Below are 22,349 nucleotides of genomic sequence, written 5' to 3' on the forward strand. Positions count from 1 at the left end.
TTGAAGCTTTCCGATGAGGAGCAAAGGGAAGTTTCAAGCGACCGGGGAGATCTGCCCGCCGGATGGCCGTGAAGGATCAGGTGCGTGCATGCGATGTTCGCCGCGCGTGAATGTGGGGTCGACAGGGAGGAACCTATGAAACTGAGCAGACGGAATTTGATGAAGACCGGCGGCGCTCTGCTTGCAGCGCCCTTCGTTCTGAAAATCGGTGCGGCGCGCGCCCAGGAAACAGTCACGCTGAAGCTGCACCATTTCCTGCCGCCGGCATCCAACGTTCATCAGCGGCTGTTGACGCCATGGGCGAAATTGCTGGCAGAACAAAGCGGCGGTGCGCTGAAGGTCGACATCTTCCCGGCCATGCAACTCGGCGGAAAGCCGCCGCAGCTCTACGATCAGGCGTCGAACGGCGTCGTCGATATCGTCTGGACCTTGCCCGGCAACACGCCCGGACGTTTCCCGTCCACGGAAGTGTTCGAACTGCCATTCGTCGCCGCCAAGGAGGCGACCGTCAACGCGCAAGCCTGCCAGGAATATGGCCAGACGCACGTACTGAAGGAAACTGGCGATACCCAGCTCTTGTGCTTCTGGGCGCATGATCAGGGCCTGATCCACACCAATAAGGAAGTGAAGACCGGAGCGGACCTCGCCGGGCTGAAGCTTCGCAGTCCGACGCGCCTTGCCGGTGAGGCGCTGGCGGCACTGGGGGCGACGCCGGTCGGCATGCCCATTCCGCAGGTGCCCGAAGCACTGGCCCAGCGGTCGATCGACGGCTGCGTGCTCCCGTGGGAAGTGGTTCCCTCGATCAAGGTGAACGAGCTCACCAAGTTCCATACCGAAATCCCGGGCTCGCCGACGCTCTATACCGCAACTTTCTTCCTGGCGATGAACAAGGGCAAGTATGACGGGTTGCCGGCCGACCTCAAGGCCGTGCTGGACGCCAACAGCGGCATGGCCTTCGCCAAGAAGGCCGGCGAGATGTGGGACAGCGTCGGTGCCGAAGTGCGCGCGGCAATCGAGACATCCGGTGAAGGAACAATCAGCACGATCAGCGAGGACGAAAAGGCGAAGTGGGTGGAGGCAACCAGACCCGTCCACGACAAGTGGATCGAGGACATGAAGGCCAAGGACCTCGACGGCAAGGCGCTGATCGCCACGGCGCAGGCGCTTGTGCAGAAATATTCGAGCGCCTGAGCGCACTGCCGGCCGTACTCGCCTGAACGTGGCGCCTGAACGCGCCGCTGCATGAACCAACAGCTCGAGGCCTCAACAATGGAAGACGTAGGATACGAGGACGCGGTGAGGGTGCCGCGCCGCAGGGAAGTCGAACGCCTCGCGGCCGGTTTGGCACTGATCGGCGGCACGCTTCTTTGCCTTGCGGCGGGATTGGTCACCGTCAGCGTGCTGGGCCGATGGCTGTTCAATCGGCCGGTGCCGGCCGACTACGAGCTGGTGGAGGTGGCGGTCGGCGTCGCCGCCTTCTCCTTTCTCGCATACACACAGGCCCGCAACGGCCATATTGCCGTCGATACCTTCACGTTGGCTCTCCCCGCACGCGTCACGCGGGTCATCGACGGCCTTTGGGACCTGCTTTTGGCCGGCTGCCTGGCGTTTTTTGCCTGGGGTCTGTTTACCGGTGGCCTGGAGGCGAGGGGATACGGGACGACGCTGATCCAGCTGCCCTGGCCGATCTGGCCAGTCTATCTGACCTGTGCGGCGCTGGCGGCGCTCGCAGCCATCATCGGAGTTTCCGTTTCCCTCTTGAAAATCGGAGGCGGCCGATGAGCGGTTTTGCCATTGCCTTCGTCGGATTCGCAGCCATGCTGCTCTTGATCGCCATCCGGATGCCGATCGCCCTTGCCATGCTTGCGGTGGGCGCTGCCGGTTATGCCTATCTCTCTGGCCCGCATGCGCTGGTCTACTATCTGCAGACCAACACCTACAGCCAGTTTGCCAGCTACACGCTTTCCGTGATACCGCTCTTCATCCTGATGGGCGCGCTTGCCGAGCAATCGGGCATCGCCGCAACGCTCTTTCGCGTCGCCGAGCGAGGCTTCGGACGGTTCAAGGGCGGAATGCCAATGGCGGTCATCGCCGCCTGCACCGGATTCGGCGCGATCTGCGGCTCGTCGGTCGCAACCACGGCGACCTTCGGGCGTGCGGCCCTGCCGGAACTGCGCCGGGCGCGCGTCGATGTCGGTCTTGGCACCGGGACGATTGCCGCTGGTGGCACGCTCGGCATCCTCATTCCCCCATCCGTCATCCTGGTGATCTATGCGATCACCGCCGAGCAGAACATCGCCAAGCTGTTTCAGGCCGCCCTGGTGCCGGGGCTGCTGGCGGCCGCCTTCTATCTGATCGCGATCGCCGTCGTCGTCCGGCGCAAACCCGATCTCGCACCGCCGGTCACAGCGACCGAGGCGGTTCGAACCCCCCGTCCTTTCTGGGCGAGGCCCGTAGGGCTGATCATCTTTGCCGGTGGCGCGATCGGCTGGCTGCTCGGCTCGCTCGGGACGGTAGGGGGCGTATTGCTGGCGATATTCGGCCTGCTGCTGCTGGCTGCGGACTTTGCGATCGTGCCCGCGGCGGCGGTTGCCGTCACGGTGGTCGGCGGCATCTATGGCGAAGTGTTCACACCGACGGAAGGTGCCGCGGTGGGTGCCGCCGTAACGCTGCTGGTGGGGCTGCTGCAACGGACCCTGAGCCTTGGCGCCCTGAAAAACGCGCTGCTGCAGACGGCTGAAACGAGCGGGATGATCTTCCTGATCCTGCTCGGCGCCGAGGTCTTTGGCGCGTTTCTGGCGCTAACGCAGATGCCGGCGACGCTGGCCTCAATGGTCGGACAGTCGGGCCTGCCGCCCTATGTCGTCATCTGCGGCATGCTCGTCACCTATTTGGTGCTCGGCGCCGTCATGGATGAACTGGCGATGATCCTGCTGACGTTGCCGGTCTTCATTCCGATCATCCTGAGGCTGGACTTGGGCATGCCGACCGAGGACGTTGCCATCTGGTTCGGCATTCTCGTGCTCATCGTCGTCGGCATCGGTCTTTCCGCCCCGCCGATCGGCCTCAACGTCTTCATCATCAACAAGCTGGCGACCGACGTTCCGATCGTTGAGACCTATCGTGGCGTCATGCCCTTCGTCATTGCCGACCTCATCCGATTGGCGATCATCACGCTGTCGCCCGGTGTCGCTTTGGCACTGGTCCGGCTGTTGAATTGAGAGGAAGCAGACAGGAGCACACCCTCCGCCTTGGGCAGCGCGCTTACAAATCCTTCCAGCTGTGGAACATGGCGGCCTGGCCGGCATGTTCGCCGTTGGCCCGCACCAATTGCCAGACGATGGCGTTCTCGATCCAGAAGCGGCGTCCGGATTTTGCGATCCGAAGGCCGCGATAGCTGTCGATGAAGCCCTTGGTGGAGACGCTGTCTAAAAGACGCTGCCGTTCCTCGCGGTTCGGCGCCTCGGCCGAGAGGCGCGACGGCATGCCGATGAACTCCTGCCAACTGTAGCCGAAGCAGGCCTGGGCGGTTTTGTTCGCGTAGAAGAAACGCGGGTCCTCCGACCGGTCGTGCGCCAAAAGCGCAAAGGGTGCGCTCTCGTAGAGCCAGCGGCCGTCGAACGGATGGTCGACCAGCTCTTTGCCGGTCACCTGGCGGTAACTTGCAACGATCAGGGCGAAGGCGTCATCGGCATCATATTCGGTTGTCATCGCCCTTCGACTCCATGGCCCAGGGTAGGGGCGTCAGGCGTTCAAGGACGGAATGAACTTCCCGTCATAACGCACGCGGAAATTCCGGCGTTGCGCATCTTCCTGGAAGCAGACGAACACCAGCTCGAGGTCATTTGCGCTGCTGCGCCTTCCAAGCAGGCTGAGCGTGATCACGACCACGCCGCCATAGGTGCGGGTCAGGGCGATCGCTGCCCTTCGAATTTCGTTGGTGCCGGCGTCGTCCCGCTCTTCGCGGCGCTCATAGACCTGCCAGAAGGGCGAAGCTTCCCAGGCCGCGCGCAGCGCCTCGGTGATCTGGTCCTTGAACTCCTCGACGGATCTGCCCTTGCTCCACGAGACGGTCTTTTCGGTGTAGTCGGCAAAAATGTCGAGATAGCCGTCATAGTCGTTCGCATCGGAGAAACAACGCTCGATCATCCCGAGCGCCATTTCATCGGAAATTCCTGCCTTGAAGTATATCGTCATCGAATCGCCAACCCTGCCTTGAACGCCTATCTAGTCAAAGCGCTAAGGATGTATCTAGTCCCCGATTGTCATATTGCTGCGGCCGAGAGGTTCCCCGCGTAAGGCGATCGGCTCTGGTGTTAAAGATCACCATTCATGCCAGTTTTTGCCGAATGCGCTATTCTGCCACCCATGAACACCATGAACATTTCCCTCCCGGACTCTCTCAAAAGCTTCGTCGACGAGCAGGTCGCCCGGCGAGGCTATGGTACGAGCAGCGAGTCTATCCGGGAGTTGATCCGCCGGGATCAGGACTGGCACAATCTGCGTCGGCTATTGCTCGATGGTGCCTCTTCCGCACAAGCCGACCCGACCGACGCTGGCTACTTCGCCGATTTGCGTGACCGAGTTCGTGGTCGATCGGCCAAGTGAGCAACAAGCCGGTCATTTCGCGTCAACCGGCCAGCAGCGACGTCGAGGCGGCGATCGAGTGTTATGCAACGTAGGCTGGGGCTGACGTCGCTCACGCTTTTGGCGACGCGTTTCAGGCTGCCTATGCGTTGATTGTTGCGCGTCCGGAATCCGGTTCGTTGCGCTTTGCCTACGAACTGGCGCTCCCTCATTGGCGAAGTGTCGGTCTGAAGAGGTACCCATACCTCGTGTTCTATCGTCAACGGGCCGACCATATCGACGTGTGGCGCGTGCTGAATAAGCCCTGACTGTAAGCTATTGGTTGCCTTGGGAAAGCTGAGGCAAAAACTCCGCGAAACTGAGCGGAAACGAGACGAAATTTCTAAGGCTTGGCACAACCAGGGTCCGCGTTCCCTCGCGCTCCCACACGCCTGCCGATAGGTTCTGGGTCAGCATCAACACCGGAGAACCGCATGAAACGCCTCCTCATTCTCGGCGCCACCCTTGTCGCGCACTTTGTGACCCCTGCGCTGGCACAGGAGCCGACGAAGCTTCTCAACGCCTCCTACGACGTTTCCCGCGAGCTCTTCGTTGCCGAGAACGAGGCCTTCACCAAGCAGCATCCGGGCGTGACCATCGACCAGTCGCATGCCGGCACGTCGAAGCAGGCCCGCTCGATCCTCGAAGGCCTGGAAGCCGACGTCGTCACCTTCAACCAGACCACCGATATCGAGTTCCTGGCCAAGAACGGCTTTGTCTCCAAGGATTGGGCGAAGGCGTTCCCGAACAATGCCTCGCCTTTCTATTCCTTCCCGTCCTTCCTGGTGCGCAAGGGCAACCCGAAGAACATCAAGGACTGGTCCGATCTCGCCCGTGACGATGTTCACGCTGTCTTCCCCAATCCGAAAACGTCGGGCAATGCGCGCTACACCTATCTGGCGGCCTATGCCTGGGCCAAGGAGGCCTATGAAGGCGACGAGGCGAAGATCGAAGCCTACATTACCAAGATCTTCGACAACGTTCCGGTGTTCGACACCGGCGGCCGCGCCTCGACAACCACCTTCGTCGAGCGCGAAACCGGCGACGTCCTGATCACCTTCGAGGCAGAGACCCGCAGCATCGCCAAACAGTATGGCGCCGACAAGGTCGAGGCCGTCATCCCGTCGGTCAGCCTGCTCGCCGAGTTCCCGGTCGCGGTCGTCGACAAGGTCGCCGAGAAGCACGGCACTCAGGCGCTCGCCAAGACCTATCTCGATTTCCTCTATACCGAGGAAGGCCAGCGCATCGCCGCCGAGTTCGGCCACCGCGTCCGCAACGAAAAGGTTGCCGGCGAATTCAAGGCGCAGTTCCCCGACATTCGCCTCGTCAATGTCGATGACGTCTTTGGCGGCTGGAGCAAGATCCAGGCAGAGCACTTCGCCTCGGGCGGCGTTCTGGACAAGCTCTACGGCAGCCGCTGATCGCTCTTTAAACTCGCATTCAGTCAGCCCGGCAGACGAACCGTCTGCCGGGTTTCACCATGACATGACAAGGAAGTGAACGCTTGAGACGCAATGTCCTGCCCGGGTTACGCCTGTCGCTGGGGGTGACGCTGCTCTATGTGAGCCTGATCGTCGTTCTGCCGCTGGCAGCCCTCGTGTTCAAGGCCGCAAGCCTCGGCCCTCTCGACTACTGGCAGATCGTCTCGTCGCCGCGGGCACTCGCAAGCTATCGCGTCACCGTGACGGCCGCCCTTGGCGCGACGCTCTTCAATCTCTTCTTCGGCCTGGCGCTCGCCTGGGTGCTGGTGCGCTACCGCTTTCCGGGGCGCCGCATCGTCGATGCCATGGTCGACCTGCCGTTTGCCTTGCCGACGGCCGTTGCCGGCATTTCGCTGACCGCACTTTTCACGACCAACGGCGTGTTTGGCTCAATCCTCGAAGACTACGGCATCAAGGTTGCCTATACGCCTATCGGCATCATGATCGCCATGTGCTTCACCTCGCTGCCCTTCATCGTGCGCACGGTGCAACCGGTACTGGAGGATCTCGATCCGGCGCTGGAGGAGGCAGCCCAGTCGCTTGGAGGCTCGGACCTCGCGATCTTCCGCAAGGTCATTCTGCCGCTGCTGACACCGGCGCTTCTCGCCGGCGTCTCTTTGTCCTTCGCCCGCTCGCTCGGCGAATTCGGCGCGATCATCTTCATCGCCGGCAACCAGCCGATGTCGACCGAGATCACCGCGCTGCTGATCTTCATCCGGCTTGAGGAATACGACTATCAGGCAGCGGCGGCGATCGCGTCCGTCCTGCTGCTCACGGCGTTCCTCATGCTCGCGGTAACCAACTGGCTGCAGGCGCGGGCGCTGCGCTACACGCGGAGGTCTTGACCATGAGTTTCAAAAAGACCGTACGCACGCTGCCGCGGGTCGGTGACGGCCCCGTGTTCCGCCGCGCCCTTATCGGTATCGTGCTGATCATCGGCGCATTCCTCATTCTCGCGCCGCTGCTGATCATCGGTGTCGAAGCCTTTGCCAAAGGCTGGCAGGTCTATCGCGACACGATCCTGCATCCCGACACGCGCCATGCGATCATGCTGACCGTGCTTGCGGCGCTGATCGCCGTACCCATCAACACCGCCTTCGGCGTGGCCGCCGCCTGGGCGATCACCAAATTCGATTTCCGCGGCAAGGGCTTCCTGCTGGTGGTGATCGAGATCCCGTTCTCGGTTTCACCGATCGTCGCGGGTGTTGCCTATCTCTTCGTCTACGGGCTGCAGGGCCTGTTTGGTCCGACACTTGATGCCTATGGCATCAAGATCCTGTTTGCCATTCCAGGCATCGTGCTCGCCTCGATGTTCGTCACCGCGCCGTTTGTCGCCCGGGAGCTCATTCCGCTGATGCAGGCCCAGGGGCGCGATCTCGAAGAGGCGGCCGTTTCCCTCGGCGCTTCCGGCTTCCGCACCTTCTTTTCGGTGACCTTGCCCAACATCAAGTGGGCGCTGCTCTACGGCGTCGTCCTTTGTAATGCGCGCGTGATGGGCGAGTTCGGCGCGGTTTCGGTCGTCTCTGGTAACATCCGTGGCCAGACCAACACCCTGCCGCTCCATATCGAGCTGCTCTATCACGACTATCAGGCGGCGGGCGCTTTTGCGTCGGCGTCCATTCTGGCGCTCATCGCCGTCTTCACCATCATCGCCAAGGTCGCTCTGGAGCGCCAAGGGGCGGGCCGCGTCCGCCCAGTTGCCAATTCCGCGGAGAATGCATCATGAAGATCCGCCTTGACCACGTCGTCAAGACTTTCCAAACCTTCCGTGCCGTCAAGGACGTCTCCCTGGAGATCGAAAGCGGCGAGCTCGTCGCGCTGCTTGGGCCCTCCGGTTCTGGCAAGACGACGATATTGCGCATGGTTGCCGGCCTCGAATTCGCCGATGGCGGTCACATCTATTTCGGCGACCAGGATGCGACCGACATCCCGGTGCGCGATCGCGGCGTCGGCTTCGTGTTCCAGCACTACGCGCTTTTCCCGCATATGACCGTGGCGCAGAACATCGCCTTCGGCATGGAGGTCTCGAAGGTCAAGCGCGACAAGGCGGCCATCCATGCGCGGGTCGCTGAACTGTTGCGCCTGGTTCGCCTCGAAGGGCTCGGCGAACGGTTTCCGGCGCAGATCTCCGGCGGTCAGCGCCAGCGCGTCGCACTTGCCCGCGCGCTTGCCGTCGATCCAAAGGTGCTGCTGCTGGACGAGCCTTTCGGCGCGCTTGATGCCAATGTCCGGCGTGAGCTGCGACGCTGGCTGCGCGAAATCCATAGTGAGCTCGGCATCACCACGCTCTTCGTCACGCACGACCAGGAAGAGGCGCTCGATCTCGCCGACCGCGTGGTGATCCTGAAGGATGGCCATATCGTTCAACAGGGGACGCCGGAGGAGGTCTGCCGCGAGCCGAAATCGGCCTTCGTCATGAAGTTCCTCGGCGATGCCAACATGCTTCCCGCCGAGGTGCGCGATGGTCGGGCCTATGCCGATGGCGCGGTCATCGATGCCGCAGGGATTGCCGACGGCAAGGCCGAGCTTTACGCCCGGCCGGTCGACCTCGACTGGGCGGCGGGAGGCCCGGGTATCGCGGCCAATATCAGCCGGGTGATGGATCGCCCTGGCGGCCGCCGAGTGGTCGCGACGACCGAGCGTGGCGTGCCGCTGGAGTTGGACCTGGAGCCGGAGCGGATCGTGAAGGCCGGCGACACCGGTTACGTGACGCTGCGGCGGGCAACGGTATTTGCGATTTAGGCTGAGCGCGCGGCCAGCCTCTTGCCGCCGTCAGGCGAAGCGGAGGGCGGACCGAGCGCGCGCCTTGGCTGCTTCTTCTTCCCGGTTGCGTGGGGGCTGTGACGTCTCGAGCGCATCGAGCAGTTCTTGCGCGCATGCCGCAATCGAATTGACCGCGTGCTCGAACGCCGCTTCGTTCCGCTTGGACGGCTTGCTCGTTCCGCTTAACTTGCGCACGAACTGCAGCGCAGCGTCATGGATCTCGGCGTTCGTCGCCGGCGGCTCGAAATTGAACAGGGGTTTGATGTTTCGGCACATGACGGGCTCCCGGTCCTCTTCGTTCTCGCTCCTGTCGAGGGCCGGATCTTAGTGCCCGTTCCTCGTCAGCGAAAGACCTTTACCGTCCGCTGCCTGCGATCCAACCGTTGGCCGGCTCCGCTCAGGAGTTCCGGCCGTTCTGTGCCAGGCGCATGCCGGCCGCGCGTCCGCCGCTCGGCACCACGACGATCTGCTTGACCTTGCCCTGCTTGAAGGCGGTCAGGAATCGCGGATAGTCGGCGAAGGCGACGCAGCCATGGGATTCCGCGCGCTTGCCGCGCAGCAGGTAGCTATGCGTCAGGAAGCCGTCGCGGCCGTGCTTGTTCCTTCCGTCGACCGGCAGCATGCGGATCGCCTCGACCCCGTGGAAACGCGTTTCGCGCATTCTGAGGTTATAGGTGTGCGGCGGGGTCGGTCCGGTCATTTTGACGTCGACGTAGCGCGGGTTGTCGGCCATCTTGCCGATACCGGAATGGGCCTCGAGCACGCTGCCGTCAGGCATATAGACCTTGGCAGCGGTGATGTCGTAGACGGCGACGCCGTTGCCGGCCTTCGCTCCGCCGCCAAACATGTTACGCAACGCCTGGCCGAAACCGGTGCCGGCACTGTTCTCGGTCGGATCTTCCGGCCGTGCATAGGCAAGTTTCTGCTTCTTCGGCGCTTCGTCCGCGTCTGCCTTGGCTGTCTCTTCTTCCTTTTTCACCGCTGCGTCTTCCGCCTGCTTGGTCGCAGGCTTTTCGTCTTCGGCGGGCGGCTTTTCCGCTTGCGCGGTGCGGGGGCGGAATTGCGGCATGGGACCGACCGAGGGCGTGTCCTCATGGCTCGGCAGGGCGGCCGTGTCTTCAGCCTGGTCCTGGTCCGGCTGTTCGGCGAGATCGTCCTCGGACGGCGCCGTCAACAGAGCCGAAAAGGCGCTGCCTTCCACGTGGCTCTGGGAGGGGGTGGCGTAGGCGAGCTGGACCGGGTTCTTGGCAACGGCAACAGACGCCACCGGCGCGAAGCGTTCTGGCGCCGGGAGCTTTACCGTGGCGATCTGATGGTGAACCTGGGTAGCGGGAACGGGGTTGCTCGCGACTTTCTCGGACGAGAGAACAGCCTTTTTCACCGCGGCTGCAATCCGGGCGCTCTTGCCGATCGTTTCCGCATCTATCGGGAACAGGGCATCGTGCCCGAACCTCGCCTCGCTGGGAGCGAGGCTTGCGACCATGACGGGCTGCGCCGCGGCGGCGGCCACGAGCCGCGTCGCCTGGTTGGTTCTGGCGTGCTTGTCCCAGGCGCGCTCTTTGGTCGTCTCGGCCAAATGCAGCTGCGGCTTCGGCAGCAGGCGGCCGGAACCATGCGCGTAGGAACTGCCGATCGCGGCCATGCCGACAAGCGACCACGCAGCCGCGCCGACGAGGGCGGTGCCGCAGCAAGTGATCAGCAATGGGCGCAACAGACGGTGCAAAGACTGTGGGCGAATGATCTTACTCAACAACGCAAATCAAGCCAGAAAATCTCACAAAGGCTCTCAGCCCGGCGAGCGAACGCCGCTGCGCGATTTCTGGATTGTCCCCTTCTTGACGACTGATGGACAAAAGATGGAGAAGTATGGTTAAATTTTGCTTTCCAACCGCCGAAATAGATCCCGGATCGATTTTTTTCCGCCGAAAAGGCCCATTTCGGCCGCTTTCCGGACGACTGGTACTCGGACTACGCTCACACTTGCCTGTTGGGGGTACTACGGATTGCAGCTCAGATGCGTCCGTTCTCAAAGGCCAGCCGAAAGCAGGCACCGCCGCTCTGTGAGGTCAGGATGCTCACGCGGCCTTTGTGTCGCTGCGCGATCTGCAGAACGAGATTGAGGCCGAGACCAGCGCCACGTTCGCGCGGCTTGAGGCGGTAAAAAGCCTCGAAGACGCGCTCGCGTTCCGCCTCCGGGATGCCCGGGCCGTCGTCGCTGACTTCGATCACGCCGTCCGGCTCGACCCGTACGACGATCACGCCCTGGTTCCCGGCATGCTCGATCGCGTTCTGGACGAGATTGGTAACCGCCCGTTCGAGCGAGACTGCGTCGCCCTGTATCAGCGACTGCTCGGTGTTTTGCTCGAACGACAGGTCGTAGCCTTCGTCGATGGCGAGCGGCGCAAGGTCGGCAACGACGTTGCGGCAGAGCGCAACGAGGTCCACGGCGGTGAAGGGCCTGGCGTCGGCTTCCAGCCGTTGCAGATCGAGCAACTGCTCGGCAAGCGCTGAAATCCTCTCGCAGTCGGAGATCAACCGGTCGCGCTCCGGCCCTGAGGCGAGCAAGTCGAGCCGCGCCTGAAGAATGGCCACAGGCGTCCGCAGCTCATGGGCGGCGTCGAGAATGAAGCGCTGATGTTGGCCATAGGATTGATCGAGCCGGTGAAGGGCGCTGTTGATGCCGCGCACGAGCGGGCGGACCTCGCTCGGAACCGCCGTTTCGGCCAGCCGGTGGCTCCGGTGCGTAATGTTGATCTCATCCGTTTCGCGGGCGAGATCGGAGATGCCCCGGATCGCCCGGTTGACGATGCGGGGCACCGCGAAGATCGTGACGAGCGCGAGCAGCACCAGCATCGGCGCGACGAACAGGCGTGAGAACGAGAGGATGAGCGAAGGTTGGCTCAGAAGCGTTCCCTGTCCGAATACGGTGAAGCTGCCTTCCTCGTTTGTCATGCGCCGGATGACGGCGAGATAGTTCGATGGCGGGCCGTCGTCGCGGATGTCCGAATAGGTCATTCGGTCGAGGGCCACGGTCATGCCGCGGTAGATGTCCGGTACGTCGCCGGACTGAACGATCTCGCCCCCGTCGCTGCGCGCGATGAACCAGAAATGCGGTTGCTCGCGACGAACGCGTGCCAGTTCCGCGGTGTCAGCGAGTTCGAGCTTGCCGCTGGCACTCCGCTTGATCGCGCGGAACGCCGTCTCGACCGGGGCGGGACTGACGAGCGCGCCGCCTTCGTCAGCGACGACGAGCAGCGTGACGAAGGATAGGCCGAACGCAAGAAGCACCGCCAGCTGCAGAACCAGCAAGTGTGCAATGAGACGTTGCTTGAGAGACCGTGGCCAGAGCTTCCACACTATCCGCACCTGTTGTTGGACCGGCCACGCCGTTCGGCTGACGCTTTTATTGAGGCGGCATAGACCGATGTCAGTAAAACCTTGCCGAGACGATTGTAAACGCGAGGTTGCACGGACATTACGCGGAAAGGCGGGGGGCAGCGAGCGGGCTCGACGATCGCTTGCGCTGTTCCGACTCAAGGCGTTGACTTGTCCCAGACCCTGGCGAAATCGACGAATGCCCTGAGCGCCGCCGGCATCTGGCGTCGGCTCGGATAATAGAGATAGAAGCCACCATAATAGGGGCACCAGTCTTCAAGGACGCGGACCAGCTTGCCCTCGTCGATGAGCGCGCGCACCTGGTCCTCGAAGGCAAAGGCGATCCCCGCGCCGAGAAGGGCCGCGTCGACCATCATGTCCTGGTCATCGACGATCAGGGCACCGGTCACCTCGACCTGAACTTCGACACCGCCGCGCTCGAACTCCCAGGCATAGAGCCTTCCGCTGCCGAAGCGCAGTCCGATGCAGGACAGCGCCTTCAGATGCTCGGGAGCAGTCGGCCTTGCGTGGCGCTCGAAGAAGGAAGGTGTTGCCACGATCGCGGTACGCTGGCGCGGACCGATCGGGACGGCGATCATGTCCTGCGCGACGATCTCGCCAAAGCGAACACCCGCATCGAAACCCTCCGACACCATGTCGACAAGGTCGTTATCGACGACGATCTCGATGTTGACCTTCGGATGACTTTCGAGAAACCGCGCAACGATTGGCAGGAGAACCATTTTTGCCGAAGCGCGCGCCGTGTTGAACCTCAACCGTCCGATCGGCGCTCCCCGGAAATTGTTGAGATCGTCAAGGGCGTCCTCGATGTCGCGGAAGGCGGGCGCCACGCGGGCGAGCAGAAGTTCTCCCGCCTCGGTCAGCGCAACGCTGCGGGTGGTCCGGTTGAAGAGCCTAAGGTCCAGGCGCTCCTCAAGCGCCTTCAAGGCGTGGCTGAGTGCGGACGGCGTGCAGCCGATCTCGTCGGCGGCACGGCGGAAGCTCTGGTGGCGGGCGAGCGCAAGGAAAGGCGACAGGTCGGACGGCGATATGGTTCGCATTGATGAATGCTATTCAACAACTCAACAAGAATCCAGTCGATTATCTCAGCAGACGTCTCGCAGTACAACCTTCCCAGCCGCCGACGATGGAGCGGCGAAACAAACCGGAGGTTCACATGCATACGTGGTTCATCACTGGCGCATCCCGTGGATTTGGTGCTCTTATCGTTGAAAAGGCCCTGGCGAAGGGTGATCAGGTGGTCGCGACGGCGCGCAATCCCAGGGCGATCGCGAACCGCTTCGGGGATCATCCCAATCTCCTGGCCGTCGCGCTCGACGTCACTGACGAGGCCCAGGCGCATCAGGCTGTGGGCCAGGCGATCGCGCGCTTCGGGCGCATCGACATCCTGGTCAACAACGCCGGCTACGGTCTCCTGGGCGCGGTCGAGGAAGCGACAGGTCCCGAGATTGAAGCGCTCTATCGGACCAACGTCTTCGGACTTCTGGCCGTGACCCGCGCGGTGCTGCCGCACATGCGCCGCCAACGCAATGGGCGGATCCTCAACTTCTCATCCGTCGGCGGCTACCGCAGCGGACCTGGTTTCGGCGTTTACTGCTCGACGAAGTTTGCCGTCGAGGGACTGACCGAGGCTTTGGCGGCGGAACTCGCGCCCCTCGGAATCTACGCGACGGCGATCGAGCCCGGTTATTTCCGCACGGATTTTCTCGACTCGACGTCACTGAGCATCAGCCCGATCGAGATCAGCGACTATGCGGAGACCGCAGGTGCCGTTCGCAGCAAGGCGAAGGAGATCAGCCACAACCAGCCGGGCAACCCCGACACGCTTGCGAACGTACTGATTGCGTTCGTCGATGCGGAGCAGCCGCCGGTCCGGCTTCCGCTTGGCAGCGACACGGTGGCTGCGATCGAGGCCAAGCACGCTTCGGATCGCGATCTTCTTGCCCAGTGGCACACGGTTTCCGTTTCGACAGACTTCGAACAGGCCGTTTGAAACAGAGCCTGGATCGATTTTCTTCTGATCAGCAATAAATGCCGCCGGTACCGACTGCCCGGAACCATCCGGGGTTCGGTGCCGGCGATCCAATCCCAGCGTTTTCGCGCAAAGGCGCTTGTCGGGCTCTAAAACATGAGTATAAGAGACAAGTATTGGCGTGCGGCATCGGACGAGCCGCAGCTTTTCCCGCGAAGTTTGCATCATGCCTGAAGAAATCCACCCCCAAGACCGCCGTGGCGCGCTTCGCTAGGAAGGGTGGCTGATGGCAAGCTCTCTCAATCACTGGCTCGGTCTGCTCTTCAGGCGTCACCACAAGGAGGTGGTGCGCTACGCATCGCGCCTGATCGGCAATCGGGATGACGGTGAGGAAGTTGTGCAGAACGCCTATCTGCGCATGGTGAGGGTAGACCGCTGCAGCGTCGAGCACCCGCGTTCCTACCTGTTCAGGGCAGCGCGAAATGCGGCGATCGACTTTCGCATCAAGCTCGAGCGGGAGTGGTCGCGCCGGGTCGAATTGGACCAGGCAGACCGTCTGTCATCGTCGGACGATTTTGCGTTGCGGCTGGAATTTCGCGACAAGGTCGCAGCCCTTTCCGTTCTCTTGAACGAGTTGCCGGTGGCCTGCCGAACGGCCTTCATCATGAACAAGGTCGAGGGCCTTTCGCACCGTGAAATAGCCGAAACGCTGGGCATCTCGGTCAGCATGGTCGAAAAGCACATGCTGCGTGCCCTGAGCCATTGCCGCGACGTGCGGCGAGAGCTGGACCATGTCTGACAAGGGGCGGCGATGAAACCGGCATCAGCGACAACGCAATGTCCCGCAAGGGACATCTCCGACGCGGCGCTCGCCTGGGTCGTCCGGCTGCATTCCGGCGAGGCGACCATCGAGGACCAACGCGCCTATGATGCGTGGCGCGGACAAAGTGCCGAGCACGAGGCGGCGGCGGTCGAAGCGGAAGCCTTGTGGGACGATGCGGCACATCTGCGCCGCGATCGCCGCACCGGTCTCGTCTATCCCGGCCGCGACACCGCACTCCTTTCGCGCCGCCGTCTTCTGACCGGCGCGTTCGGCATCGCTGTTCTGGGAGGCGGGCTTGCCGCTTCGCGCCCCTGGCTGCGCATCCTCGGCTCCGACTATGCGACCACCACGGCAGAGACGCGTTCGATCAACCTGCCCGACGGGTCACGGGTGGTCCTCAACGCGCGCACTGCGATGGACGTGGATTTCGACGAACGGGCGCGCCGGGTGGTTCTGAAGGAAGGCCAGGCATTCTTCGACGTGGCGGCGGACGCACGACCCTTTCAGGTTGCCTCAGGTGAAACCATCGTCAAGGCCATTGGAACCGCCTTCGACGTGGACGCCAATGCCGCCGATGGTTCGCTCGGCATTGCTGTCACCCGCCATTCCGTTCGCGTATCGCCAATGGCAGGCGGGGACCTTATGGGCGTTACGATCGCCGAGGGAGAGCGCGTGTCGGTCGGGGGTGACGGCGCCATCGGTAACCCTGTCGTGCAGGATCCGGCAATCGCACTCGCATGGCAGTCCGGCATGTATGTCGCCGAAAACCGCAGGCTCGGCGACGTCATCGCTGCCCTTAGCCGCTATCACGGCGGCTGGATCGTCTTCAGCCACGACCGCTTGAAGTCGACATTGGTCAGCGCGGTGCTGGATCTCAGAACCCCTGACGCCTCGCTTTCAGCACTTGCGTCCGGCCTGCCGATCCGGGTCACGCGCATGACGCGCTTCGTGACATTGATCTCGGCGGTCTAGCCGGTTTCATTTTTTTTCGAACATCGTTGCGGGTTTTTGGGTGACGCCTCGTCTCGGCTTTTGAGGGGTGTGTCCTGCCAGCAGGAAGAACGATCCCTCGCTCACAGCATGGGAATAGGGATCAGATGTCCAGACAAACGGGGCGAAACAAACTTCTTGGCGCGGTCGTGGTCGCAACCACGGCGGTCGGTTCACTTCAAACGGCAATGCCGGCTCTGGCACAACAGGAACGGTCTGCCCGTTCCGGCGCCACCACCTTCGACATACCGGCGCAGTCCCTGACCGCGGCGCTTACGGCATTTGCGCGGCAGTCGGGGCTGAGACTTGCCTATTCGGCATCGCTGACCCAGGGGAAATCCGCGCCTGCCGTCAGCGGACCGATCCCCCCGGCAGAGGCGCTCTCGCAGCTTTTGTCCGGCAGCGGCCTCTCCTATAGCCTGAACGCCGGGACCGTCACGATCACCGAGCGCGTTTCCGGTGCGCACGCGGTCGGTGCGGCCAACGGCGAGACGATGCTTGCGCCGATCGTCGCCGGCGGCGGCATCATCAATCCGGTGGATGCGCCCTATGAAACGGCTGCGCCGACCGCCTACATCTCGCAAGAAAATATCGACCGCTTCCGCGGCTCGAGCCCGGCCGACATTTTCCGCGGCACGCCGGGCGTGCTTTCCGGCGAAGCGCGCAACGGCGCCGGCGCCGTCGACGTCAACATCCGCGGCATGCAGGGTATGGGCCGCGTTGCCGTCACCGTCGACGGAGCCAGCAATTCGGCCACGGTCTATCAGGGCTATCAGGGCATCTCCAACCGGACCTTCGTCGATCCGGATTTCCTGGGGGGCGTCGATATCACCAAGGGATCGGACGTCGCATCGAGCGGTATCGCCGGCACGGTGGCGATGCGCACGCTGGACGCCGGCGACATCGTGAAGGAGGGGCACACATTCGGCCTTCGGGTCAAAGGCGGCTTTGGCACCAACACATCCACGCCGCCGCCGGCCGGCACCACGGCGGGCTATGCCTGGCCGGGGGGCACCTGGGCGCCTCCGGTCGCAACGGCAAAAAGCGACGGAATGGACCGCCCCTCGTTCTTCGATCCGACCAGCGGCTCGGGCAGCATCGTCGGTGCGATGCAGGAAGAAAACGTCGACCTCCTTGCCGGTTACGCCTATCGCCGGCAGGGCAACTATCACGCGGGCACCAACGGACCCTCGGCAGTACCGGTGAGTATGGGACCGCGACCCTTCTGCTATGAGAGCGGCGTATGCCTGCCGCCCGCCCGGGGCTGGAAAGACTATATCGACAATATTGGCATCGCCAACTACCGCGCCGGCGAGGAGGTGCTGAACACCCAGCTCCAGACAAAGTCCTATCTCGCCAAGGGCACCGTTCGCTTCGAGAACGGTCACAGCCTGCAGTTCGGCTACAATGGTTTTCGCAGCGAGGCCGGCGACCTCCTGGCGTCGCGCCTGACCTCGGATCGGGGTCAGGCGATGCAGCAGGGCCAGACGGCGGGAACGAAGGTCGATGCCGGCACGCTTCGATACGGCTGGAAGCCTGACGACAACGACCTCATCGATCTCAAGGCCAATCTCTGGGCCACGCGGCTGGAGCTGCGCAATCCCCGGCGGAGCGGCGTGCTCTATCCGCAGCCCGGAGATTTCGGCCTGCCGGCCGATTTCCGCACCGGCTCCGACACCTTCATGTGGGGCGCCGATGTCGCAAACACGTCGGTTTTGACGACCGACTACGGCGGACTCGACCTGACCTACGGCCTGTCGTTCCTGAGCGAGGATACGCGACCGAGCAAGTTCACACCGGAACTGGAGACCTGGCTCGACCTTCGCGACGGAACGCGGCAGGAGGCGGCGGCCTTCACTAAGGCTGCCTGGAAAGCCACCGATTGGCTGACGATCAATGGTGGCCTGCGCTACCAGCACTACTGGACCGAGGATCGAAATGCCCCCGAACAGGCCCGACCGGGCTACACCTACGACACAGCCCTCAGCGACGGCGGCTTCAGCCCCTCGGTGGGCGTGACGTTGGAGCCTTTCGACGGCACTCAATTTTATGTGAACTACTCGAACGCACTGCGCTCGCCGAGCATCTTCGAGGGCGTTTCGGCCTTCACCATGAACGTCAATTCCAACCTGCGGCCGGAACGGTCGAGCAATTGGGAAGTGGGCACCAATCTCAGGCGCGAGGGCGTATTTTCGGCCGACGACCAGGCGATGATGAAGCTCGGCTTCTTCGACTGGAATGTCGACAACTACATCTCGCGCGAATGGTATACCGATCCGCGCGGGATCTCCGGCATGCGCATTCACAACATTGCCGGCGCGCACTTCCAGGGCATAGAACTGTCCGGTCGTTATGAACGCGGCGGCTTTACCGCCGAGCTTGCCGCCAACTACTACACCGATGTCGCATTTTGCCGAACGGCCACCACCTGCGGGAACAAGTCGCTCTACGCCGACTACGCCACCAACCAGGTGCCGCCGGAATACACGGTCGCGCTGACGCTGTCGCAGACATTCCTCGAGGACGCCTTGACGGTTGGCGGGCGGATTTCTCGCACAGGATCGCGCGCGATCGGTCATGGCGACGTGACCGCGCAGGGCGCTTCCCAGTTCATCTCGCTGATCGACTGGAAGCCCTATACGCTGGTGGACGCGTTCGCCGAGTACCGGATCAACGAGACCCTGACCGCCAGCTTCCGCATCGAGAACCTGACCGACGCCTATTATGTCGATCCCTTGAGCCTGGTGCAGCAGCCGGGCCCGGGACGTACCTTCTACGCGTCGTTGAAGGCGGAGTTCTGAGCCCGCGAACCGCATGCCGTTCATGACCGCGCCGGCGCCGGCGCGGCCAGCTATTCGACGACTGCGGCGACAGGATTTTCGTCACGGCCTCGCAGTGGTTTTTCCGGCATGAGATGAAAGAAGACGAGCGCCGCCGCCACCGCTGCGGCGCTCGCGATGAAGATATAGGTGAAGGGCACGGCCGACGTAACCGTCGTGCCGAGCGGTCCCACCCCTTCGCCAGCAAGCGGCAGTCCGTTGCCAAGAGCGATCGCGCCGAATGCCGCGACGCCGAGGGCGCCACCGAGCGATCGCAGGAACGTCAGAACACCGGTTGCGACGCCAAGATGCGCCTGGTCGACGGCGTTCTGAACCGAAATCGTCGCCACCGGAAAGGTCATGCCCGAGCCGAAACCGGCGGCGAATGTCAGCATTTCGAGGACGACGAGCGAGGTCCGACCGGCGAGAGCAGCAAGGGCCGCCAGGCAAAGAAAGGCCAGCGCGCCGCCGACCAGCGCCATCCTCTTATAGTGAACGATGCGCGGTATCGTCCGCCCGCTGGTCGTCGCTCCACAGACGGTCCCAAGCAGCAGGCCGAGCATCACCACGCCCGAACTGCTGGCCGACAGGCCATGGAACGTTTGCGCATAGACGGGGATATAGACCGAGAGCCCGACATTGGCGCCCTGCGCCAGGAACATCGCGAGCGTTCCGTAGCGCACTATGGGATTGGCAAGCACTTCCAGCGAGATCAGCGGTTCGCTCGCCCTGCGCAGCCGCATGGCAAAGGCGAACCAGAGCACGACGGAAACGCCAAGCAAGCCGAGTATGACGGCGGAAAGCCATGGGTAGCGGCTGCCGCCCCAGTTGAGCGCAAGCAGCAATAGCGAAGTCGCAGCGACGAGCAATAGGGCTCCGGCCCCGTCGATACGATGCGCGCGGGCGACGGTCGGCAGCTTCCTCAGGGGCTTGTTGATGATCGCCATCGCCACCAGCCCCAGCGGGATATTGATCCAGAAGATCAGCGACCAGTGCAGATGCTCGGCGAAGGTGCCGCCGAGCAGCGGCCCGGCGATGCTCGCAACCGCCCAGGTTCCCGATATCCAGGCGGCGTAACGCGCCCGTTCCTTGGGCGGTACGAGATCGCCGATGACGGTCTGCGCCAGCGCAAACAGGCCGCCGCCACCAAGACCCTGCACCGCACGGCCTACGATCAGTGTCAGCATGTTGGGCGCCAGCGCGCTTATCAGCGATCCCGCAAGGAAAATGATGATGGCCGCAAAGATCGTCGGCCGCCGTCCGTAGATATCCGAGATCTTGCCGTAAAGGGGCGCCATTGCCGTCGCGGTCAGCAGGTAGCCGGTCACGACCCAGGGCAGATAGTCGCTATGTCCCAGCGCCTTGCCGATGGTCGGCATCGCCGGCGCCACGATCGTCTGGTCGAGTGCTGCCAGAAGCATGGAGAGAAGAACGCCGCCGATGATGACGTTCTTTTCCGGCTCGGAAAGGGCGGACCCCGTTGCTGCCATTGCATTTCGATGAAGCGTCTCAGTCATTCTTGCGGCCTGATTGCAATCCGACGTTTAGTAGTGCCGACGGCATTCAGAAAGGCTGGCATGCCGATAGTCAACCGCCTTGGCGATCAGACCGGACCGGCGCCTCCGATGCACCGCACGATGGTCTGCACGAGCGTAGCAGGATGCGGGGCTGTGCGGGGCGAAAACCGGCAGCCTGGGCTTGCTGATTTGACAAACTTTGCCAAAGTATGCCATGCTTGCCCACAGGAAATGGAGACCGACATGGCGACGATGAACGTATCCTTGCCCGACCCGATGAAGGATTGGGTGGAAGCGCAAACGCGCACGGGCCGTTATGCCAACGCCAGCGATTATGTGCGCGACCTCATCCGCAGGGATCAGGAGCGAATTGACAAGGTTGCGGTGATGCAACGCTTTGTCGACGACGGTCTGAAGAGCGGCGTCGGGTCCCGCTCCAAGGACGAGCTCTTTTCCGCGGCGCTTACGCGCGCTGAAGTGCCGCGCGGATAATGGCGTTTCGGCTTTCCGTCGCGGCAGAAGAAGACATCATCGCGATCGCCGCAGATGGGGTGCGCCTTTTCGGCTCCGCCCAGGCGCGGCGATATCACGATGAACTCTTCGCCGTATTCGCATTGATTGCCGCCAACCCGCGCATGGCGCGCGAACGCACGGAGCTGTCGCCGCCGATGCGCATCCATCCGTTCAAGGCGCATCTGGTCGTCTACCGGGTCGAGGCGGACGGCGACATCCTCGTCGTTCGCGTCCGTCATGGGCATGAGGACTGGATCAGCAACGCATTTTAAGCAGGGGACGGCGCCATCGGGCGCCGTCCCCTGTTGCTTCTCGGCCGCGAGGCAGTTGCCTGCGGCCGGTGTCAGACGCTCTTTCGCGTGACGAAGCGTGTTTCCAGATAGGCCTCGATCGCTTCGGAGCCGCCCTCGGTGCCGTATCCGGAATCCTTGATGCCGCCGAAGGGGACTTCGGGGAGCGCCAGGCCCAGATGGTTGATCGAAATCATTCCGCTTTCGACCTCGCTTGCCAGGCGGTTGGCGCTGCGCTCCGATCCGGTAAAGGCATAGGCCGCAAGACCGAAGGGCAGGCGATTGGCCTCGTTGATCGCCTCGTCGAGATCATGGAAGCGATTGATGATCGAGACCGGGCCGAACGGCTCGTCGTTCATGATCCGGGCGGAAAGCGGCACGTCCGCCAGAACCGTCGGCTCGAAGAAGTAGCCGCGGTTGCCGATGCGATGGCCGCCGGTCGCCAATCGGGCACCATGCTCGAGCGCGTCGGCAACCAGGCTTTCGATCGCCGGGATGCGCCGCTCGTTGGCAAGCGGCCCCATGTCGACGCCGGCTTCGAGACCGTTGCCGACCTTGATCGTCTTCGAGGCGGCGACGAAGCCGTCGAGGAACTGATCAGCGACGCGCTCCTGCACGAGGAAGCGGGTCGGTGACACGCAGACCTGGCCGGCATTGCGGTACTTGCTGGCGGACATGATGGCGACGGCGCGTTCGACATCGGCATCATCGGTGACGATGACAGGCGCATGCCCGCCCAGTTCCATCGTCGCGCGCTTCATGTGCTGGCCGGCAAGGGCCGCCAGCATCTTGCCGACCGGGGTCGAGCCGGTAAACGACATCTTGCGGATCACCGGATGGGCGATCAGGTATTCCGAGATGACCGAGGGCACACCGTAGACAAGGTTGACGACGCCGGCCGGAAGCCCGGCATCGACGAAGCAGCGGATGAGTTCGGCCGGCGACGCCGGCGTTTCCTCGGGCGCCTTGACGATGATCGAGCATCCGGTGGTCAGCGCCGCCGACAGCTTACGCACCACCTGGTTGATCGGGAAGTTCCAGGGCGTGAAGGCGGCAACCGGACCGACCGGCAGCTTGACGGTCATCTGGGTGACATCGGGTGCGCGCGGCGGAATGATCTGGCCGTAGGCCCGCTTTCCCTCCTCGGCGAACCACTCGA

At 63.1% G+C, this 22,349-nt stretch carries 22 protein-coding genes and 1 pseudogene; 15 read left to right on the top strand and 8 right to left on the bottom strand.

Features of this window, described 5'->3' with window-relative positions:
- The first annotated feature begins 135 nt into the window (after positions 1 to 135).
- From IB263_RS22090 to IB263_RS22100, 3 genes are all read left to right on the top strand, one after another.
- Entirely contained in the window at positions 136 to 1,191 is a 1,056-nt protein-coding gene (locus tag IB263_RS22090) for a TRAP transporter substrate-binding protein (protein WP_110819802.1), read from the top strand.
- A 78-nt stretch (positions 1,192 to 1,269) separates the two neighbouring features.
- Positions 1,270 to 1,782, top strand: coding sequence for a TRAP transporter small permease (locus IB263_RS22095; protein WP_060607804.1), 513 nt, complete (start codon positions 1,270 to 1,272; stop codon positions 1,780 to 1,782).
- Positions 1,779 to 3,221, top strand: a complete 1,443-nt coding sequence (locus tag IB263_RS22100) for a TRAP transporter large permease (protein WP_110819801.1) — start codon at positions 1,779 to 1,781, stop codon at positions 3,219 to 3,221. Before IB263_RS22095 ends, IB263_RS22100 begins: the two co-directional genes overlap by 4 nt.
- 43 nt (positions 3,222 to 3,264) lie before the next feature.
- Here the strand turns inward: IB263_RS22100 and IB263_RS22105 are convergent, their stop codons facing one another.
- Positions 3,265 to 3,711, bottom strand: coding sequence for an MEKHLA domain-containing protein (locus tag IB263_RS22105; RefSeq protein WP_060643654.1), 447 nt, complete (start codon positions 3,709 to 3,711; stop codon positions 3,265 to 3,267).
- Between the two features lie 33 nt (positions 3,712 to 3,744).
- Complete coding sequence (locus IB263_RS22110) at positions 3,745 to 4,197, bottom strand: hypothetical protein (RefSeq protein WP_034798155.1); 453 nt, start codon at positions 4,195 to 4,197, stop codon at positions 3,745 to 3,747.
- A 135-nt stretch (positions 4,198 to 4,332) separates the two neighbouring features.
- Here IB263_RS22110 and IB263_RS22115 point away from each other — a divergent pair, with 135 nt between their 5' ends.
- The 6 genes and pseudogenes from IB263_RS22115 (at position 4,333) to IB263_RS22140 (ending at position 8,849) form a co-directional block, all read left to right on the top strand.
- Positions 4,333 to 4,608, top strand: a complete 276-nt coding sequence (locus IB263_RS22115) for a type II toxin-antitoxin system ParD family antitoxin (protein ID WP_168711270.1) — start codon at positions 4,333 to 4,335, stop codon at positions 4,606 to 4,608.
- Positions 4,605 to 4,895 (top strand): annotated as a pseudogene (locus IB263_RS34180) (type II toxin-antitoxin system RelE/ParE family toxin). Before IB263_RS22115 ends, IB263_RS34180 begins: the two are co-directional and overlap by 4 nt.
- Before the next feature lie 165 nt (positions 4,896 to 5,060).
- A complete protein-coding gene (cysP, locus tag IB263_RS22125) occupies positions 5,061 to 6,047 on the top strand; it encodes a thiosulfate ABC transporter substrate-binding protein CysP (protein ID WP_192439003.1) in 987 nt (328 codons plus the stop codon).
- 83 nt (positions 6,048 to 6,130) lie between these two features.
- Positions 6,131 to 6,952, top strand: a complete 822-nt coding sequence (gene cysT / locus IB263_RS22130) for a sulfate ABC transporter permease subunit CysT (RefSeq protein ID WP_060607811.1) — start codon at positions 6,131 to 6,133, stop codon at positions 6,950 to 6,952.
- A gap of 2 nt (positions 6,953 to 6,954) precedes the next feature.
- Positions 6,955 to 7,833 carry a sulfate ABC transporter permease subunit CysW gene (gene cysW, locus IB263_RS22135; RefSeq protein ID WP_034798161.1) on the top strand — a complete coding sequence of 293 codons (879 nt, stop codon included), beginning with the start codon at positions 6,955 to 6,957 and terminating at the stop codon, positions 7,831 to 7,833.
- On the top strand, positions 7,830 to 8,849 hold the full coding sequence (locus tag IB263_RS22140) for a sulfate/molybdate ABC transporter ATP-binding protein (RefSeq protein WP_034798163.1): 1,020 nt from the start codon (positions 7,830 to 7,832) through the stop codon (positions 8,847 to 8,849). The genes cysW and IB263_RS22140 overlap by 4 nt, the downstream gene beginning before the upstream one ends.
- A gap of 30 nt (positions 8,850 to 8,879) precedes the next feature.
- Here the strand turns inward: IB263_RS22140 and IB263_RS22145 are convergent, their stop codons facing one another.
- The 4 genes from IB263_RS22145 to IB263_RS22160 all read right to left on the bottom strand — a co-directional run bounded on the left by IB263_RS22145 (position 8,880) and on the right by IB263_RS22160 (position 13,306).
- Positions 8,880 to 9,146: a DUF2277 domain-containing protein gene (locus IB263_RS22145; RefSeq protein ID WP_034798165.1), complete on the bottom strand. Its 267-nt coding sequence runs from the start codon at positions 9,144 to 9,146 to the stop codon at positions 8,880 to 8,882.
- Positions 9,147 to 9,267: 121 nt separating this feature from the next.
- On the bottom strand, positions 9,268 to 10,620 hold the full coding sequence (locus IB263_RS22150; protein WP_246811059.1) for a DUF2778 domain-containing protein: 1,353 nt from the start codon (positions 10,618 to 10,620) through the stop codon (positions 9,268 to 9,270).
- A 260-nt stretch (positions 10,621 to 10,880) separates the two neighbouring features.
- Positions 10,881 to 12,179 (bottom strand): HAMP domain-containing sensor histidine kinase, encoded by a 1,299-nt coding sequence (locus IB263_RS22155; RefSeq protein WP_210338296.1) that lies wholly within the window; start codon positions 12,177 to 12,179, stop codon positions 10,881 to 10,883.
- Between the two features lie 224 nt (positions 12,180 to 12,403).
- On the bottom strand, positions 12,404 to 13,306 hold the full coding sequence (locus IB263_RS22160; protein WP_034798177.1) for a LysR family transcriptional regulator: 903 nt from the start codon (positions 13,304 to 13,306) through the stop codon (positions 12,404 to 12,406).
- 116 nt (positions 13,307 to 13,422) lie between these two features.
- Here IB263_RS22160 and IB263_RS22165 point away from each other — a divergent pair, with 116 nt between their 5' ends.
- The 4 genes from IB263_RS22165 (at position 13,423) to IB263_RS22180 (ending at position 18,852) form a co-directional block, all read left to right on the top strand.
- Entirely contained in the window at positions 13,423 to 14,259 is an 837-nt protein-coding gene (locus IB263_RS22165; protein WP_192439005.1) for an oxidoreductase, read from the top strand.
- Between the two features lie 265 nt (positions 14,260 to 14,524).
- Positions 14,525 to 15,037 (top strand): sigma-70 family RNA polymerase sigma factor, encoded by a 513-nt coding sequence (locus IB263_RS22170; protein ID WP_192439006.1) that lies wholly within the window; start codon positions 14,525 to 14,527, stop codon positions 15,035 to 15,037.
- A 12-nt stretch (positions 15,038 to 15,049) separates the two neighbouring features.
- Positions 15,050 to 16,033, top strand: a complete 984-nt coding sequence (locus IB263_RS22175) for a FecR domain-containing protein (RefSeq protein ID WP_192439007.1) — start codon at positions 15,050 to 15,052, stop codon at positions 16,031 to 16,033.
- A 125-nt stretch (positions 16,034 to 16,158) separates the two neighbouring features.
- Positions 16,159 to 18,852 carry a TonB-dependent receptor gene (locus IB263_RS22180; protein ID WP_192439008.1) on the top strand — a complete coding sequence of 898 codons (2,694 nt, stop codon included), beginning with the start codon at positions 16,159 to 16,161 and terminating at the stop codon, positions 18,850 to 18,852.
- A gap of 50 nt (positions 18,853 to 18,902) precedes the next feature.
- Here IB263_RS22180 and IB263_RS22185 read toward each other — a convergent pair whose 3' ends face one another.
- Positions 18,903 to 20,360 carry an MDR family MFS transporter gene (locus IB263_RS22185; RefSeq protein ID WP_226020815.1) on the bottom strand — a complete coding sequence of 486 codons (1,458 nt, stop codon included), beginning with the start codon at positions 20,358 to 20,360 and terminating at the stop codon, positions 18,903 to 18,905.
- Between the two features lie 270 nt (positions 20,361 to 20,630).
- Between IB263_RS22185 and IB263_RS22190 the strand changes: the two genes are divergently transcribed.
- Positions 20,631 to 20,879, top strand: a complete 249-nt coding sequence (locus IB263_RS22190) for a type II toxin-antitoxin system ParD family antitoxin (RefSeq protein WP_060581424.1) — start codon at positions 20,631 to 20,633, stop codon at positions 20,877 to 20,879.
- On the top strand, positions 20,879 to 21,172 hold the full coding sequence (locus tag IB263_RS22195) for a type II toxin-antitoxin system RelE/ParE family toxin (protein WP_034798189.1): 294 nt from the start codon (positions 20,879 to 20,881) through the stop codon (positions 21,170 to 21,172). Before IB263_RS22190 ends, IB263_RS22195 begins: the two co-directional genes overlap by 1 nt.
- A 71-nt stretch (positions 21,173 to 21,243) precedes the next feature.
- Here IB263_RS22195 and IB263_RS22200 read toward each other — a convergent pair.
- Positions 21,244 to 22,349, bottom strand: a 1,106-nt coding sequence (locus IB263_RS22200; protein WP_192439009.1) for an NAD-dependent succinate-semialdehyde dehydrogenase, incomplete at its 5' end; no start/stop codon positions are given.

Origin of the sequence: Ensifer sp. ENS03 (genome assembly GCF_014852035.1) — a bacterium.
In the GTDB taxonomy this organism is placed as follows: Bacteria; Pseudomonadota; Alphaproteobacteria; order Rhizobiales; family Rhizobiaceae; genus Ensifer; species Ensifer adhaerens.